The following is a 16621-nucleotide window of genomic DNA, read 5'->3' on the forward strand; positions in this document are numbered from 1 at the left end:
ACACGAAAAAGGGGAGAACCCACACATGCTGATCGCTCAGCGCCCGACTCTCCTCGAAGAGTCGATCGACGACACCCGGTCCCGATTCGTCATCGAGCCGCTGGAGCCGGGCTTCGGCTACACCATCGGCAACTCGCTGCGCCGCACGCTGCTGTCGTCCATTCCGGGCGCGGCCGTGACGAGCATTCGCATCGAGGGCGTGCTGCACGAGTTCTCGACCGTTCCCGGGGTCAAGGAAGACGTCACCGACATCATCCTCAACCTCAAGGAACTGGTCGTCTCCTCCGAGCACGACGAGCCGGTCGTGATGTACCTGCGCAAGCAGGGCCCGGGTGAGGTCACCGCCGCCGACATCGCGCCTCCGGCCGGTGTCGAGGTGCACAACCCCGAGCTGCGCATCGCCACGCTCAACGGCAAGGCGAAGCTGGAGATGGAGCTGACCGTCGAGCGCGGTCGCGGCTACGTCTCCGCCGCTCAGAACAAGCAGCCGGGCCAGGAGATCGGCCGGATTCCGATCGACTCGATCTACTCCCCGGTGCTCAAGGTCACCTACAAGGTCGAGGCGACCCGAGTCGAGCAGCGTACCGACTTCGACCGGCTCATCCTCGACGTCGAGACCAAGCCCGCGATGAAGCCCCGCGACGCGGTGGCCTCCGCCGGCAAGACCCTCGTCGAGCTCTTCGGCCTGGCCCGCGAGCTCAACGTCGAGGCCGAGGGCATCGACATCGGCCCGTCGCCGACCGACGCCGCCCTGGCGGCCGACCTGGCGCTGCCGATCGAGGAGCTGAACCTGACCGTTCGCTCCTACAACTGCCTCAAGCGCGAGGGCATCCACACCGTGGGTGAGCTCGTCGCCCGCAGCGAGCAGGACCTTCTCGACATAAGGAATTTCGGCGCCAAGTCGATCGAAGAGGTCAAGCAGAAGCTGCACGAGATGTCGCTGGCGCTCAAGGACTCCCCGCCCGGGTTCGACCCGAGCGCGGTGGCCGGCGGCGGCTACGACGACGACGACAGCGCGTACGTCGAGACCGAGCAGTACTGATCCAGATAGCGCGGGCCCCCGCCGGGGGCCTGGCGGCCCGACCCCGGTACCTGGCACGGCCGGGGCGGGTGAACCCCAAGGAGAGATGACATGCCCAAGCCCACCAAGGGTGCGCGTCTTGGCGGAAGCCCGGCGCACGAGCGGCTGATCCTGGCGAACCTCGCCACCGATCTGTTCCGCCACGGCCGGATCCGCACGACGGTGGCCAAGGCCAAGCGCCTGCGTCCCGTCGCGGAGCGCCTGATCACCAAGGCGAAGAAGGGCGACATCCACAACCGTCGCCAGGTCCTGACCGTCGTTCGGGACAAGGGCGTGGTCCACCACCTCTTCACCGAGATCGCGACGACGTTCGCCGAGCGTCCCGGCGGCTACACCCGCATCACCAAGATCGGTGCGCGTAAGGGCGACAACGCCCCGATGGCGATCATCGAGCTGGTGAGCGAGCCGCTGGGCGGCGTCACGACCCGCGCCACCGAGGCTCCCGCCGCCGCGGCCGCCCCTGCGGCTCCGGCCGCCGAGGAGACCGAGACTCCCGCGGAGACCGAGGCCCCTGCCGAGGCTGAGGCCAAGGCCGAGACCGCCGAGGCTCCGGAGGCCGCCGCCGAGGAGGCCCCGGCCGCCGAGGCGAAGAAGGACGAGGCCTGATCTTCAGGCCTGAGGTTCAGAACGGCTGAGACGGGCCCGGATCCCCTGACGGGGGTCCGGGCCCGTTTTCTCATCCCCGGGAGGGAACATCGTGGTACGGCTCCGCCTCGACCTCGCGTACGACGGGACCGGCTTCTCCGGCTGGGCCAGGCAGCCGGGGCTGCGTACGGTTCAGGGGGAGATCGAGCAGGCGCTCGGACGGATCCTGCGCCTCGGCGAGCCTGCCATGCTGACCGTGGCCGGGCGGACCGACGCGGGGGTGCACGCGCGGGGGCAGGTGGCTCACGTGGACGTGCCGGAGGAGCGGCTGGGGGAGCTCGACGGGAACCGGGGGCCGCTGGGCATCGATGAGCGGCTCTCTGCGCTCGTGAGACGGCTCGGTGGTGTCCTGGAGCCAGATGTACGGATATATCGGGTCTCCGTGGCTCCTGAGGGCTTTGACGCACGGTTCTCGGCGATGTTCCGGCGGTACGCGTACCGCGTGAGTGACGCGCCGGGAGGCGTCGACCCGCTGCGCCGCTGGGAGATCGTCTGGCACAACCGGCCTCTGGACCTCGGCGCGCTCAACGACGCCGCCGCGCGGCTGCTCGGCGAGCACGACTTCGCCGCGTTCTGCAAGAAGCGCGAAGGCGCCACCACGATCAGGGAGCTGCAGCGGCTGGACTGGGTGCGGGGACCGGACGGGGTGCTGGTCGCCACCGTCGTCGCCGACGCCTTCTGCCACTCCATGGTGCGTGCGCTGGTCGGGTCGCTGCTGGCGGCCGGGGACGGGCGGCGGCCGGTGGAGTGGCCTGGTGAGGTGCTGCGGCGGGGGGTGCGCGATTCGGGGGTGCATGTGGCGCCGGCGCATGGGCTCTGCCTGGAAGAGGTGGGCTATCCGGCGCCGTCCGAACTCGCCGCGCGCGCGGTGGCGACGCGACGGGTCCGGACGGTGCCCGAGCAGCCTCCGGCCGAGTAGGTCCCGATCGGAGCCAGGTGGCTCCTGGCCGGGGTTCAGCCCTTGGTGATGCGGCGTTCCAGGACGAGTGAGATCTGGTCCCTGAACGCGCCGCTGACCTTCGGCAGCGTCTTCTCCTTGGCCGTCGGCGTGTGGCCGTCGGCGTAGGTGGCGTAGCTGAACACGATGTAGCGGCCCCAGACCAGGCCCGCCGCGTAACCGCCGGCGATGTGCACGCGCTCGCCGCCCGATCCGGACGCGCCGGGCAGCGGGCGGAACCAGATGTTGTTCGACAGGTCCTTCGCCTGGTCCGCGGTGGTGGCGGCGTTCTTGTCCGGCAGGACGGCCAAGCCCGTGGTGACGGCGTAGCGGCGCTTGCTGTCGACGTACGTCGCCCTGAGCACGCGGCTGCACTTCTGCTCTTTCAGCGCGTCGGCGAAGGCGCCGGTCGCGGCCTTGTCGCAGGTCGTCTCCATGTGGGCCTTGACCCTGGTGAACGTCGTGCCCGCCGCACTCACCTTCTTCTTCGGGAACGCCTCCGACAGCGACAGCTTCTGCGGATCGCTCTCCTCGGAGTCGAGCACCGACGTGCCGGCCAGGTCGGCCGGCGGGGCCGCCGACTCCTCGGCGACACTCGGGCTCGCCGGCGCGGGCGAGGCGGCCACCGGTGGCGGCGCGGCGGAGTTCATCGCCTGGACGGCGAAGAACCCGCCCGTCGCCACGCCGGCCAGGGCCAGCGCGCCGAGCGTGATGAGCAGCGCCCGTTTGCTCCTGGGCGGGGGAGGTGGTGGGGGCGGGGTCTGGAACGGGGGCTGCTTGAACGCTCCTGGCGGGAACGCGGGGCCGCCCGCTGGGGGCTTGGGGACGTCGAAAGAGGTCGAGGGCTTGTGGCCCCAGGTGTCTCTCGAGAACGGGAGCTCGGGCAGTTTGTCACCGGTCGGGGGATTGGGGGGCCAGACGGGTACGTCGCCTGGCTCCGGGGGGCGGACGGATGGGTTGGTGGAGTTGGGGCCGAAGGGCGGATTCTGGCCGGCGGCCTCCGTCTTGGCCGCGTTCGGGTCGAAGTAGTGGGCTGGTTTGGCGGAGGGGTCGCGGGTGGAGGCGATGGGGGCGGGGAGGTAGGGGAGTTCGGACGGCTTCGAGCCGGGCCCTTGCTGCCCTTGGCCGGGTCCCTGACTGGGACCTTGGCTCGTTCCTTCGCCCGGGCCTTGACCGGCTCCTTGGCTCGCACCCTGGCCGGGTGTCTGGTTGTGGAAGGAATGTGGGTCGGTGGTCTGGGAGTCGCCGGGGTGGGCGTCCTCGGAGGTCGCGCGCCCGGGGGCGGTGACGCCGGGGCGGAGACCGCCGGGCACCGTGTCGCCGGGTGCGGTGCCGGTGGGCTCGGGGCCGCTGGGTCGGAGGCCGCCGGGCACCGTGTCGGCAGGTTCGGGGCTGCCGGGGCGGAGGCCACCTGGCACTGTGGCGGTGGGCTCAGGGCCACCGGGGCCCGCGAAGCCGTCGGGGCGGCCGGAGTCCTGCTCGGCGTGCGCCGACTCTGGGGCGTGCCCGCCGGGAGCGGTGTGTGCCGGCTCTGGGGCGTGCCCGCCAGGGGCGGTGTGGGTTGGTGGGTCCTGGAGCTGCCGATCCTGGGCGGGCATGCCGTCGGGAGGCGTGTCGTCCGCGTGGAGGTGGTGGATCGCGTCCCGTTGCGTGGCGTCTGGATCGAAGTAGTGGGCCGGGTGGGTGAGGCCGTCCGGCTGGGTGGCGCTCGCGTCGAAGGGCGCGGCCAGCGGGCTCGGCTCGTCGGAGTCGGGCTCGGCCACCAGCTCGCCCGTGGCGGCCGGCCAGGGAGGCATGGCGTGCGGGTCGGAGAGCGGCGCGGGCCACACCGGCATGCCCGCCGCGGCGGCGGTGAAGGCGGGAGGCGGCTCCCAGGGCGGCGCACCGGGCACGACGGGCTCCACCGGCCAGGCGCCAGGCTGTCCGCCGGGATCGCCGAGCTGCCTACCGGGATCGCCGGGTCGCCCACTGGGATCGCCGGGATGCCCACCGGGATCCGCCCCGGCGGCGTCCCACGGCCGCACCTCATGGATCCGCCCGGGCCGGATCTGGTCACTCCCGGCCTGGGGGTGGTGCGAGGGCGGCCATGGTTGGTTGGCGTCGGGTTGCGCGTGGGGGGCGGTTGCCCAGGGCTGCCCGGTCTCAGCTCCGGGGTGGTGCGGTGCCTGCCACGGTTGCTCGGCCCCGGATGGGGGGTGGGGCGGCGACCACGGTTGGTCGGTCCCCGTTTGGCCTGGGGGCGGCTGGCCTGGGGATGGCGACCACGGCTGCCCGGCTTCGGCCTGGGGCTCGTGCGGCGCCGGCCATGGTTGGTCAGCCCCGGCCTGAGCGTGGGGCGGCGACCACGGCTGGTCCGTCCCCGCTTGGGCTGGGGGCGGTGACCACGGCTGGGCGGTTTCGGCTCCGGGGTGGTGTGGTGCTGGCCATGGTTGGCCGGAGCCGGGCTGGGTGTGGTGCGGCCAGGAAGGGTCGGTGGCGGGCTGGCCGAAGGCGGGGCCGGGCGCGGACTGTGCGTGCGGCTGGTGGCCGGGGCGCGGGCCGCCGGAGGGCTCCTGGGTTGCGAGGTCGGGGTCGGTGGGGTCGGCGTACCAGTCGTACGGGGAGGCGTCGTCGTCTGGCACTTCCCACGGCTGAGCGACACCGGACGGCCCCTCAGGACCTCCCGGCGAACCCTGGAAGGCGGAGACGACCGGAGACGCCTCGGCGTCGGCCGGGGAGCCATCCGAGGTGCCGGTTGAGGAGGCGCCTGGCGCGCCGGACGCGGTGTCGGTCCCTGGTGCGGACCGGGCGCCGGGTGCGGCGTCGGTCGGAGCGCCGGTCCGGGGGTCGATCGCGGGGTCGGTTGAGGGGTCGGTCGAAGGGGACGCCGGTGGAACGTCTCGCCCGTTGGTCTGGCCGAAGCTCGGCGGTGGCGTCACCGGTGCGGCCGAGCGTTCGGCTTCCCTGTGATCGTGCTCAGACCCGGGTTCCTGGCCACGCATAGCTGGAGCCTAGCGAGAGTAGCGAGATCGTTATGTCGGTATGGATGTTCCCAGCAGCAACACGAGTCCTCTACCGGCGCTTATGCCCCACAATGCCGATCAGCTCGCCCGGCTTCCGGTCAGTGCCCGGTTGTCGAGGGCCTGGAAGACGGTGGCCTTGCTGATGTCGTTGATGGCCTGCGCGATCCGCTTCGTCCCCTTCGCGTCGGGCTTCGTGCCGTCCTTGTTCTGGAACCAGAACAGGATCGCGTAGTGGCCGTACGTCGAGATCTTCGCGCCGCCGCTGCCCGAGCCGAGGAACTTCGTGACGGTGTCCTTGCCCGCGAGCGGCTTGACGTAGTTCTTGGTGTCGCCGGCCTTGGCCACCTTGATCGCCAGCTTGCTCGTCTTGAGGTTGGCCACCCCGACCGTGCCGATCACCGTGGCGGACTTGTCGCGGAAGCTCGCGCGGACGAACTGGGTGCACTTGGCGGACTTGAGCGCCTTCTGGAGTGTGTCGCCCAGAGCGCCGTCGGTGCACTTCTTGTCCTTGCTGGTGATCGTCATCTCGTAGCTGCGGCCCGAGATCGTGATCTTCTTCCTCTTGCCGAAGACCTCCTTGACCGTGATCGCGTCAGGGTCGGTGGTGCGCGCGGCCGCGAAGCCGTACTTGCCGGCCGGGACCGACGGCAGCGGCGCCGAGGTCTGGCGGGTGGCGGCGGTCTCGGCCGTCACGGGGCCGTCTGCGTTCCACATCAGGGTCAGGCCGCCGCCGAGCAGGCCGAGCACCAGCACTCCGCCGATCGCGAACCACAGCGGGGCGCGGGAGCGCTGCCCTTCGTCGTACGGGCTCCAGCCCACCTTGCTCTGCGGCACCCACGTGGTGTCGTCGCCGGCGTCGTCTTTCTTCTTGGACGTGTCCTTGGCCTTGGCGGGGTCCTTGTCGCCCTTGTCCGCCTTGCCCCTGCGGGAACGGCGGCCCTTGCCGGTCGCGGACTTGTCGTCGTCCGGCGCGCCGGAGTCGGGGTTCGCGCCGCCGGGACCGCCTGGCCCGCCAGGACCGCCTGGGCCGGGGTTGACGCCGAACGCGCCGCTGTCGCCGCCGAACGGGTCGCCGCCGCCGAAGGAACCGCCGCCGAACGGGCTGCCTCCGGCCCGGCGTCCACCGGAACGGCCTCCGCCGGAAGGCCCTCCACCGGAACGGCCGCCACCTGGCTGGTCTCCGCCCGGCCGGTCGTCTCCCGGACGGCCGCCCCCTGCGGGACCGCCGCCGAAGAAGCCGCCCGCGGGGTCGCCCCCGCCGGGGCCGCCAGGACCGCCGGGGCCTCCCGCGCCGTGCGAGCCGCCGGAGGGGCCGCCACGTGCGCGCTTGCCACGGCTGGGAAGGCCCTCGGACGGGCCGCCGCCACCAGGGCCGCCGCTGGGGCCGGCGCCAGAGCCACCGCCGGGGCCGCCAGAGGCGCCAACAGGCCCGCCGGGGCCGCCGCCAAGACCGCCACCGGGGCCGCCGCCAAGGCCACCACCGGGGCCGCCGCCAAGGCCACCACCGGGGCCGCCGCCTCCGGGACCGCCGCCCGCCGGGCCGCTGGTCATGAAGGCGCCACTCGTGGGCCCGCCACCGCTGGAACCGCCGTTGAAGTCACCGATGAGGCCGCCGTTCGCGGGTCCGCCACCGTTGGGACCGCCGTTCGCGGGCGCGCCATGGGCGCCGCCGTTGCGAGATCCGCCGTTCGGGGGTCCGCTGTCGAAGGGGTCGCTGTTCAGGGGCCTGCCACCCGAAGCTCCGGCAGCCGCGTGCGCGCCGCCCGCGGGCGCGCCGCCTCGGGGCGCGCCTCCCATTCCGTAGGGGGCGCCACCGGCGGGGCCGGGGCCGAAAGGGGCGAAGGGGGCATCGCCCGTGCCGTTCTCGCGTTCCCTATCGCCGTTGGAAACCATGCGGCGACACTACCGTGATGTTTGTCATCAGATGCCTCTGAGGAGATCCTGGCCTGAAGGCGGGGAGGAATCGGACCCCCGCCGGGGGTGATGTCATTGGGTGCCGAAGTCCTGGGTCCACCAGGGGCCGCCGGGGCCCGACGCGACGCCCACGCCGATGGCCCGCAGGCGGCAGTCGAAAATGTTCCTGCGGTGGTCGGGGCTGTCCAGCCAGCCGCGTACGGCCTCGTCGGCGGTGCGGTAGCCGGCGCCGATGTTCTCGGCGGCGCCCCAGCGGTATCCGGCGCGCTCCATCCGGTCCCACGGCGAGGCGCCGTCGGGGGAGTTGTGCGAGAGCTGCCCCGTGCGGGCCATCTCCAGCGAGTGCGTACGCGCGGAGCGGGTGAGCCCGCCGTCCACCCTGAGCGGCGCGCAACCGCGCCTGGACCTGGCCGAGTTCGTCAGGGAGACCACGCGCGAGGCGACGCCCGCCAGCACCTGGACGCCGCCGTCCTCGCCACCGAGCACCCGCGTACGGTCCTCCGAGGCGAAGCCCGGGATCTGGTCCTTCGACGACCTGGTCGGCCGGGGCGTCGGGGCGCCGCTGGGCAGTTTCCTGGTCGTGACGCCCCTGGGGATGCTTTCGAGCTGCTGCGCCTTCCTCGCCGCCGTCGGCGCGGGGTTGGCGGTGGCGGCCGCGGGCGGGGCGGTCTCGTCGAGGTAGACGTGGCGGGCCGGGTCGGGGTCGGTGGTCAGCCGGCCGATCAGTACGCCGGTGAAGAGCACGGCCATGAGGCAGGCCAGCACACCCAGGTGACTCCGGCGCCGATGGCCGCGCTGGGTTTGCCGGGTGCGAGAGTTCTGCCACATACCGCCGCCAACGATAGGGATGTCTGGTCCTGGGAAAGAAGGGGTCCCAGGGAAACGAAATCGAACCGTTCTGCGGTCAGGTAGACTCGCACAGGGTTACCGGTCTTTTGACCTGCGCGCCTCAGGGCGGGTAGCTTAGGTTCGTTGTGTGCATAGGTCCAGCGCGACCAATGCGCGGCGCGTCCGGCGTCATCTCCCGTGTTGCGGAGACGGAAGGTCCGGGCCGTCGTGTGCCCGCACCGACCGACCAATGTAGCTGTCACATCCGACAGCGCCGAAGACGCGAGCATAAAGAAGGCTACGACCGTGCGCACGTACTCACCGAAGCCCGCCGACGTCCAGCGTCAGTGGTACGTCATCGACGCGACCGATGTCGTGCTGGGCCGGCTGGCCAGCCACGTCGCGACCCTGCTCCGCGGCAAGCACAAGCCGATCTTCGCGAACCATGTCGACACCGGTGACTTCGTCATCGTCATCAATGCCGACAAGATCGCGCTGAGCGGCAACAAGCGTGAGCAGAAGAAGGCGTACCGCCACTCGGGCTACCCGGGCGGTCTGCGTTCCGTCAGCTATGGCGAGCTCATGGACAAGCGGCCCGACAAGGCAGTGGAGAAGGCCGTCAAGGGCATGCTGCCGAAGAACTCCCTCGGCCGGAAGATGGCCAAGAAGCTGAAGGTCTACGCGGGTTCTGAGCACCCGCACCAGGCCCAGCAGCCGGTGCCGTTCGAGATCACCCAGATCGCCCAGTAGTAGTTCGAAAGAGTTAGAGGAGAACCGTGGCTGAGCCCACTGGTGTCGAGACGGTCGTAGAGACGGCCGAGGTGGAGGACTTCTCCGGCGAGGAGTTCCCGTCCGAGTACACCACCGAATCCACCGCCAGCGCTGACGCGCCCGTGCGCAAGCCCGTCACGACGGGCAACTCGTACGGCACCGGTCGCCGCAAGGAGGCGATCGCCCGCGTGCGCATCGTCCCCGGCACCGGCAAGTGGACGATCAACGGTCGTTCGCTGGACGCCTACTTCCCGAACAAGGTCCACCAGCAGATCGTCAACGAGCCCTTCGTGGTGCTCGGCGCCGAGGAGGCGTTCGACGTCATCGCGCGCATCGACGGCGGCGGCGTGACCGGCCAGGCCGGCGCGCTGCGCATGGGCCTGTCCCGCGCCCTGGCGGTCCTGGACGTCGAGGTCAACCGCCCGCCGCTGAAGAAGGCCGGCTTCCTCACCCGTGACGCCCGCGCCACGGAGCGGAAGAAGTACGGCCTCAAGAAGGCCCGCAAGGCTCCGCAGTACAGCAAGCGCTAAGTTGGCGCGCCTTTTCGGCACCGACGGGGTACGTGGGGTCGCGGGCCGCGACCTCACGGCGGAGCTCGCCATGGACTTGTCCGTGGCGGCCGCTCACGTCCTCGGCGATGCAGGCGCGTTCTCCGCCACCGGATCCGGTAAACACCGGCCGGTGGCGGTCGTGGGCCGGGACCCGCGTGCCTCGGGAGAGTTTCTCGAGGCCGCCGTGGTCGCCGGCCTCGCGGCGTCTGGAGTGGATGTGCTGCGCCTCGGCGTGCTGCCCACCCCGGCCGTCGCCCACCTCACCGCCGCGCTCGGCGCCGATCTCGGCGTCATGCTGTCGGCGTCGCACAACCCGGCGCCCGACAACGGCATCAAGTTCCTGGCGCGCGGCGGCTTCAAGCTGTCCGACGCGGTCGAGGACGAGATCGAGCGGCGGCTGGGCGAGGAGTGGAGTTTCCCCGTCGGCTCCGGCGTCGGGCGCGTGCGCGACGCGTACGGTGAGGCCGACCGCTACATCTCCCACGTGCTGACCACGATGACCGCGGCCCTCGACGGCCTGAACGTCGTGGTCGACTGCGCTCACGGGGCCGCCCACATGGTGGCGCCCGAGGCTTTGGTGCGCGCGGGAGCGCGGGTCGAGGCCATCGGCGCCAGGCCCGACGGGCTCAACATCAACGACGGCCACGGCTCGACCCACCTGGACAAGCTCCGTCAGGTGGTCATCTCGCGCGGGGCCGACCTCGGCGTGGCCTACGACGGCGACGCCGACCGCTGCCTCGCGGTCGACCACACCGGCGCCGTCGTCGACGGCGACCACATCATGGCCGTCCTGGCCGCCGCCATGCACGGCGAGGGCCTGCTGGCCAAGGACACCGTGGTCGCGACCGTGATGTCCAACCTGGGCTTCAAGCTGGCGATGCGCGATGCGGGGATCACCGTGGTGGAGACCTCGGTGGGCGACCGCTACGTGCTGGAGCGGATGAAGTCCGACGGCTTCAACCTGGGCGGCGAGCAGTCGGGGCACGTCATCATGCTCGACCACGCCACCACCGGCGACGGCCTGCTCACCTCCCTGCACCTGCTGGGCGTGGTGGCCAAGTCGGGCGTGCCGCTGAAGGAGCTGGCCTCGGTGATGACGCCGCTGCCGCAGATTTTGATCAACGTCAAGGACGTCGACCGGGGCAAGGCCGCGGTGCCCGAGCTCGTCGCGGCCGTCGCGGAGGCGGAGGCGGAGCTGGGCGAGGCCGGCCGGGTGCTGATCAGGCCGAGCGGGACCGAGCCGATGATCCGGGTCATGGTCGAGGCCGCGTCGGAGGAGCACGCCACGCAGGTGGCGGGCCGCCTGGCCGACGTGGTCCGTACGGCCTGCGTCTGACGAACGACCGTCCATCGGGCGCCTCGGCGCGCCCGATGGACGGTCATTCTCACTCGTCGCCGGTCAGGGAGAACGCGCGCAGCCGCTGCCCGGCCCACAGGACCGCGCCGACGGTGACGATGATCAGCGCCGGGATCGCGAAGCTCAGCGAGACGTCCGCCTGGAAGAACGGCGAGTCGGAGAGCTGCGCGGCGATCGACTGCCCCCAGTGCTGGATCGACCAGGTACGGGCGCCGGCCAGTAGGTTGCCCACCAGGCTCTCCCAGACCAGCGCGTAGATGATGCCGATCGTGACCGCGTGCCGGGTGACCACGCCGAGCAGCAGGAAGACGGCGGCGTACGCGATGCCGGCCACGAGCGAGCCCAGGGCGAACCCGGGCGCGATGCCGTCCTCGTTCCCGACCAGGATCCAGGCCGCCACGTACGTCGGCACCGCCGCGAACACGGCCAGCAGCGACGCGGCGACCAGGAACTTCGTCCGCGCGATGACCGGGCGGGAGATCGGCTTGGACATCAGGTGGATGATCGTGCCGTCGTCGATCTCCGGCGCGATGACGCCCGTGCCCGCGATGAGGCCCAGCAGCGGCAGCATGGTGCCGATCGCGAAGTTCTTCATCAGCAGCACGGTCGTGGCCTGGTCGTCGGCGCTGAACAGGCGCAGCAGCACGGCCAGGCCGATCAGGGCCGCCGGCAGCAGCAGGAGCAGGATGATCCGCCGCCGGCCCAGCAGGGCGCGGTAGGTGATGCCCGCTACGACGGTGTTCATCAGCTGCTCCTGTTGATCAGATAGGAGAAGACGCTCTCCAGGTCCTCGTCCGCCGGGGAGACCTGGTGCAGGCGCACGCCCTCGGCCTTGGCGACCTGGGGAAGCAGGCGGGCGAAGCGGCGGAACTCGGTGGCCTGGACCTCCAGCCCGTCGGGGCGCAGCGTGATGCCGCCGGTCGAGTCGTCGCGGACCAGGGCCGCGGCCAGCCGCCTGTCGTCACTCGATCGGATCATGAACAGGTGGGGCCGGTCGGTCATCAGCCGCCGGATCTCGCGGAAGTTGCCCGACGCCGCGTGCCGGCCCGCGACCAGCACCTCGATGTGCTGGGCGACCCGCTCGACCTCCTCCAGGATGTGGGAGCTGAACAGGATCGTCTTGCCGCCCGTGCCCATCGTGCGGATCAGGTCCATGAGGTGCAGGCGCTGGCGCGGGTCCATGCCGTTGAACGGCTCGTCGAGCAGGAGCACGGCCGGGTCGTGGACGAGCGCGGCGGCGACCTTGACGCGCTGGCGCATGCCCTTGGAGTACGTCTCCACGCGCCGGTCCTTCGGCTCCTCCATCTCGACCGTGGCCAGGGCCTTGCGGGCGGCCTCGATCGGGTCGGGCAGGTTGTGCAGGCGGGCGGCCGAGAGGACGAATTGCCAGCCGGTCAGGAAGCCGTACACGCCCTCTCTTTCAGGAACTAGGCCGATATTTCGGTAAATATGGTGGTTCTTCCAGACCCTGGTGCCGTCCAGCGTGACCGAGCCGCCCGACGGGGCCAGGAAGCCGGCCATCATGTGCAGGAGCGTCGACTTGCCCGCGCCGTTCGGCCCGAGCAGCCCCGTGACGCCGGGGCCGATGGTCATCGTGACGTCGTTGACCGCCACGACGTTGCCGTACCAGCGGGAAACCTGCGAGAGCTCGATCTTCATCGCGCGGCCGCCTTCCTGTAGCGCAGCGCCAGGGCGAGCAGGCCGACGGCGATCAGCACCACGAGGAGCAACGCCGAGGCGGGCCCGTTGGGGTAGTCGCCCTCGATGGAGTGCGGCGGGGTGCCGAACAGCCAGCTCTGGACGGAGTCGACCAGCCAGAACGGGTTCGCCAGCCAGGCCCACTTGGCCGTCTCCACGTTGCCGGTCTCGGCGAAGGTGGCGTAGATCACCGGCACCGACGCCGACGACAGCAGGTAGACCGTGATCACCGAGGCCACGCCGAGCCCGCGCCGCGGCGTGAACGAGGCCAGCGCCAGCCCGAACGCCGACAGCAGCAGGGCCAGCACGAGCGCCATCAGCATCGCGCCCAGGTATTCGCCGGTGGCCGGCGGGCCGGGCATGTCGACCACCAGCTCACCCACGTAGGCCAGCGTGAGCGGCGCCGCGATCAGCGCGAACACCGCCATGGTCATCGCCGCGACCTTCGCGCCGACGTACTCGGTGATCGAGACCGGCCGCGACAGGTAGAGCGGCAGCACGCGGTAGCGCAGGTCGGGAGCGACGACCGCAGGGGCCTGCGCGGCCAAGAAGATCGCCACCACGGCCTGCATGACGACCGCGAAGCCGCTGTAGGGGATGCCGCGCTGCTGGGCCAGGGCCATGATCGCGATACTCACGATCGCGGGGATGAACATGATGCCGACCAGCGCGAACGGCACGATCTTGCTGCGCGCGGGGCGGCCGAGACCGAAGACGCCGCGCAGGCTGTGCACGGTCAGCGCCCGGGTCGAGTAGCCGCGGCCGAGCCGGGGGCCGTCGTAGTGGCGGTACCCGATGTCGTAGATCTCAGACATGTGCGACCTCGTCCCTGAAGACGTCCTCGATGCGGTGGCGTCCCTGTTCGAGGCGGATGAGACACAGGCCCAGCTCGGCGGTGGCGTCGCGGATGGCGTCGTACGACTCGGGCCCGGTCACCTTGACCACCAGCAGGCGTCCCTGCCGCGAGACGGTCTGGCCACCGGCGGACAGGTGGGCGGCCAGGTCGTCGAGACCCTCGTCCACCTCGACCTCGACGGTCTGCGTGACCTGCGTGAACTCCCCGATCGCGGACGAGCGCAGCAGCCGCCCCGCGTCGATGACGATCACGTGGTCGCAGATGCGTTCGAGTTCGCCCAGCAGGTGGGAGGTGACCAGCACGCTGATGCCGAACTCGGTGCCGATACGCCTGATCAGCGTCAGCATCTCGTCGCGCCCGCGCGGGTCGAGCCCGTTGGTGGGCTCGTCGAGGAAGATCAGCTTCGGGTCGTGGACGAGCGCCTGGGCCAGTTTGACCCGCTGCTTCATGCCGGTGGAGTAGGTGCCGACGGGCCGGTAACGCTCTTCGGCCAGCCCGACGTGCCGCAGCACGTCGGCGGCGCGCTCGCGTGCGGCCGTACGGGGCAGCCCGGACATCCGGGCGAAATGAACGACTAATTCGGTGGCGGAGACGTCGGGGGGCAGGCATTCGTGCTCGGGCATGTAACCGACGAGCCTGCGGATGTCGGGGCCGCGCGCGGTGACGTCGAGATCGAGCACGCGCGCGCCGCCGCCGGACGGCGGCAGCAGGCCCAGCAGGATCTTGATCAACGTCGACTTGCCGGCGCCGTTCGCCCCGACCAGACCGGTGACCCCGGGGCCCACGGTGACCGTGAGCTGGTCGACCGCGGTGACGGCGGGGAAGCGTTTGGTCAGCCCCTCGGTGGCGAGGATGTGCATGAGCCGGACACTACCGGGGTGCTCACGCGTAGCGCCTCGGTCAGACGGATGAACGACGTCCTACTTGAGGCCAGAATTTCCGCTGGACCAGGAGGGTGAGAGTGCCCGCGATGATCATCCCCGCGAGGTTGAGCGCGAGCTGGGCGACCGAGCCGGAAACCTCGCTCCAGTCGCCCAGCGCCGAGGCGACCGCCACGTAGCCGGCCGCGGGGACCGTGGTGACCGAGATGAACACGCCGATCAGGGCCGACGACTTGCCCGCCGTGATCGACAGCACCCCCGCCGCGCCGGCCAGCAGCGCGACGATGAACGACCAGCGGTCGGGCTTGACGATGAACTGGAACTCCGCGCTGGTGTCGAGGTCGCCGGGGACGATCCAGCCCAGCCAGTACGAGACGAGCGCGCACGCGTACGTGATCGCCATCGCCACCCCGAACCCGACCACCAGCGTCCTGAGCGCGTTGACGACCAGGTGGCCGTTGCGGTGCAGCAGGCCGAAGCAGATGGCCGCGACCGCGCCGAACTCGGGCCCGAGCACCATCGCGCCGACGATGAGGATGATGGAGTCCTGCAGCACGGCGATGCCGGAGAGCTGGGTGGCGATGGCCAGGAAGGCCAGGTAGGCCCAGGTGATGCGGGAATCGGCGTAGACCTTCTGCGACAACTGCTCCCAGATCACCGCGTCGTCCGGCTCGCCCGGCGCCTCGTGGACGGCGTCGCGCGCGGCCTCCGACAGCGACAGCTCGATCTGCTCGGCCGCGATGGAGCCCTCGGTCTCCAGCCATTTCAGCCGGCCGAGCACCTCGTTGGCCGACTCTCTGGCCGCGTCGCAGAGCACGACGTCGCCCCGCGGGTCGCGGGCCGCGCCCGGCAGGACGACGATGTTGGTGACGCCGGGGCAGTCTTCCAACACCGCCGTCGCCTCGTCGGTGCGCGCGGCGGGGACGATCAGTCGCAGATGCAGCACGTGACCATTGTCGTCGATCGGACGTTGACGATGTGTTGACGCGGATACGCGAGGCTTTTTCGCATGATCGCGTTCATATGTCACGACCATGGTGAGGAGTGCTGGTTCGCCGACATCGACGACCAGGAGTGTGCGGGCAGGTTCGGGCGTTACCTGTTCGAGGAGGTCTTCATGTCTGGCGGAGGCGTACCCGCCGTACCGAGTGGTCGGCGCCCTTCTTGAGGACGAGGTCCGCGCGGCCCCTGGTGGGGGCGATGTTCTCGATCAGGTTGCGCTCGTTGATGTCGCGCCAGACGTTCACCGCGAAGGCCGTGGCCTCCTCGTACGACATCTCCGCGATGTGCCGGAAGTACGACTTCGGGTCCTCGAAGGCCGTACGGCGCAGTTTGTGGAAGCGGTCGACGTACCAGGTGCGGATGTCCTCGACCTTGGCGTCCACGTAGATGGAGAAGTCGAAGTAGTCGTTGACCGCGAGGGACGTGGGCGGGGCCGGCTGGAGGACGTTGAGCCCTTCGATGATCAAGATGTCAGGATTTTTCACGGTCTGTTTGGCGCCGGGGACGATGTCGTACTCAAGGTGGCTGTAGACGGGTGCGTGCACCTCGGGCACGCCCGCCTTCACCTCCGCCACGAACCTGACCAGGGCCCGCCGGTCGTAGCTCTCGGGGAAGCCCTTGCGATGCATGATCTTCCTGGATTCGAGCATCGCGTTGGGGTAGAGGAAGCTGTCGGTGGTGATCAGCTCCACGCGCGGGTGCTCGGGCCAGCGGGCGAGGAGGGTGTGCAGCAGACGGGCGGTGGTCGACTTGCCGACCGCGACGCTGCCCGCGATGCCCAGGATGTAGGGGACGCGATGCTCGGGATGGCCGAGGAACGCGCTCAGCACGCTGCTGCGCTGCTTGGACCCGGTGAAGTGCAGGTTGAGCAGCCGGGTCAGGGGGAGGTAGATGTCGGTGACCTCGGTGAGGTCGATGGGGTCGTCGAGGCCGCGTAGTTCTTCCAGCTCGTCTGCGGTGAGAGTCAAGGGCGTGTTCTTGCGGAGCTCGCTCCACTGCTCCCTGCTCAGGTCCACGTAGCCGTTGTTCACCTAGGCAGCGTAGCGATGCGGGACGAATCGGATCATGGGCGGGGGTCACCCCTCGATCCACAGCCTG

At 70.8% G+C, this 16621-nt stretch carries 15 protein-coding genes; 6 read left to right on the forward strand and 9 right to left on the reverse strand.

Annotated features, from left to right (window positions below; translation table 11 throughout):
- Window positions 1-25 precede the first annotated feature (25 nt).
- The 3 genes from AB0C28_RS44570 to truA all read left to right on the forward strand — a co-directional run bounded on the left by AB0C28_RS44570 (window position 26) and on the right by truA (window position 2645).
- On the forward strand, window positions 26-1042 hold the full coding sequence (locus AB0C28_RS44570) for a DNA-directed RNA polymerase subunit alpha (protein ID WP_103960866.1): 1017 nt from the start codon (window positions 26-28) through the stop codon (window positions 1040-1042).
- Between the two features lie 90 nt (window positions 1043-1132).
- Window positions 1133-1687 carry a 50S ribosomal protein L17 gene (gene rplQ / locus AB0C28_RS44575; protein ID WP_358081923.1) on the forward strand — a complete coding sequence of 185 codons (555 nt, stop codon included), beginning with the start codon at window positions 1133-1135 and terminating at the stop codon, window positions 1685-1687.
- Between the two features lie 91 nt (window positions 1688-1778).
- A complete protein-coding gene (gene truA / locus AB0C28_RS44580) occupies window positions 1779-2645 on the forward strand; it encodes a tRNA pseudouridine(38-40) synthase TruA (RefSeq protein WP_358081926.1) in 867 nt (288 codons plus the stop codon).
- Window positions 2646-2680: 35 nt separating this feature from the next.
- On the opposite strand, the gene AB0C28_RS44585 is transcribed toward truA, so the two are convergent.
- The 3 genes from AB0C28_RS44585 to AB0C28_RS44595 all read right to left on the reverse strand — a co-directional run bounded on the left by AB0C28_RS44585 (window position 2681) and on the right by AB0C28_RS44595 (window position 8407).
- Complete coding sequence (locus AB0C28_RS44585) at window positions 2681-4555, reverse strand: hypothetical protein (RefSeq protein ID WP_358081929.1); 1875 nt, start codon at window positions 4553-4555, stop codon at window positions 2681-2683.
- Window positions 4556-5743: 1188 nt separating this feature from the next.
- Window positions 5744-7216, reverse strand: coding sequence for a hypothetical protein (locus tag AB0C28_RS44590; RefSeq protein ID WP_357862528.1), 1473 nt, complete (start codon window positions 7214-7216; stop codon window positions 5744-5746).
- Between the two features lie 435 nt (window positions 7217-7651).
- Window positions 7652-8407 (reverse strand): CAP domain-containing protein, encoded by a 756-nt coding sequence (locus tag AB0C28_RS44595; RefSeq protein ID WP_357862526.1) that lies wholly within the window; start codon window positions 8405-8407, stop codon window positions 7652-7654.
- Window positions 8408-8713: 306 nt separating this feature from the next.
- Between AB0C28_RS44595 and rplM the strand changes: the two genes are divergently transcribed.
- From rplM to glmM, 3 genes are read left to right on the forward strand one after another with little or no spacing between them, the layout of a single operon-like run.
- A complete protein-coding gene (rplM, locus tag AB0C28_RS44600) occupies window positions 8714-9157 on the forward strand; it encodes a 50S ribosomal protein L13 (RefSeq protein ID WP_106236123.1) in 444 nt (147 codons plus the stop codon).
- 26 nt (window positions 9158-9183) lie between these two features.
- The gene (rpsI, locus tag AB0C28_RS44605; protein WP_357862524.1) at window positions 9184-9708 is read left to right on the forward strand and encodes a 30S ribosomal protein S9; all 525 of its coding nucleotides are present in this window, start codon (window positions 9184-9186) and stop codon (window positions 9706-9708) included.
- Between the two features lies 1 nt (window position 9709).
- On the forward strand, window positions 9710-11065 hold the full coding sequence (glmM, locus tag AB0C28_RS44610) for a phosphoglucosamine mutase (RefSeq protein WP_357862522.1): 1356 nt from the start codon (window positions 9710-9712) through the stop codon (window positions 11063-11065).
- Between the two features lie 49 nt (window positions 11066-11114).
- Here glmM and AB0C28_RS44615 read toward each other — a convergent pair whose 3' ends face one another.
- The 6 genes from AB0C28_RS44615 to coaA form a co-directional block, all read right to left on the reverse strand.
- Entirely contained in the window at window positions 11115-11831 is a 717-nt protein-coding gene (locus AB0C28_RS44615) for an ABC transporter permease subunit (RefSeq protein ID WP_346110076.1), read from the reverse strand.
- A complete protein-coding gene (locus AB0C28_RS44620; protein ID WP_357862519.1) occupies window positions 11831-12745 on the reverse strand; it encodes an ABC transporter ATP-binding protein in 915 nt (304 codons plus the stop codon). The genes AB0C28_RS44615 and AB0C28_RS44620 overlap by 1 nt, the downstream gene beginning before the upstream one ends.
- Window positions 12742-13599, reverse strand: a complete 858-nt coding sequence (locus AB0C28_RS44625) for an ABC transporter permease (RefSeq protein ID WP_357862517.1) — start codon at window positions 13597-13599, stop codon at window positions 12742-12744. The genes AB0C28_RS44620 and AB0C28_RS44625 overlap by 4 nt, the downstream gene beginning before the upstream one ends.
- Window positions 13592-14500 carry an ABC transporter ATP-binding protein gene (locus AB0C28_RS44630; RefSeq protein WP_358081931.1) on the reverse strand — a complete coding sequence of 303 codons (909 nt, stop codon included), beginning with the start codon at window positions 14498-14500 and terminating at the stop codon, window positions 13592-13594. The genes AB0C28_RS44625 and AB0C28_RS44630 overlap by 8 nt, the downstream gene beginning before the upstream one ends.
- A 40-nt stretch (window positions 14501-14540) precedes the next feature.
- Window positions 14541-15467, reverse strand: coding sequence for a DUF389 domain-containing protein (locus AB0C28_RS44635; protein ID WP_357862513.1), 927 nt, complete (start codon window positions 15465-15467; stop codon window positions 14541-14543).
- A gap of 169 nt (window positions 15468-15636) precedes the next feature.
- On the reverse strand, window positions 15637-16539 hold the full coding sequence (gene coaA, locus AB0C28_RS44640) for a type I pantothenate kinase (protein WP_357862562.1): 903 nt from the start codon (window positions 16537-16539) through the stop codon (window positions 15637-15639).
- Between the last annotated feature and the right edge of the window lie 82 nt (window positions 16540-16621).

It is taken from the genome of Nonomuraea sp. NPDC048892 (assembly GCF_040649735.1).
Classification (GTDB): domain Bacteria; phylum Actinomycetota; class Actinomycetes; order Streptosporangiales; family Streptosporangiaceae; genus Nonomuraea; species Nonomuraea maheshkhaliensis.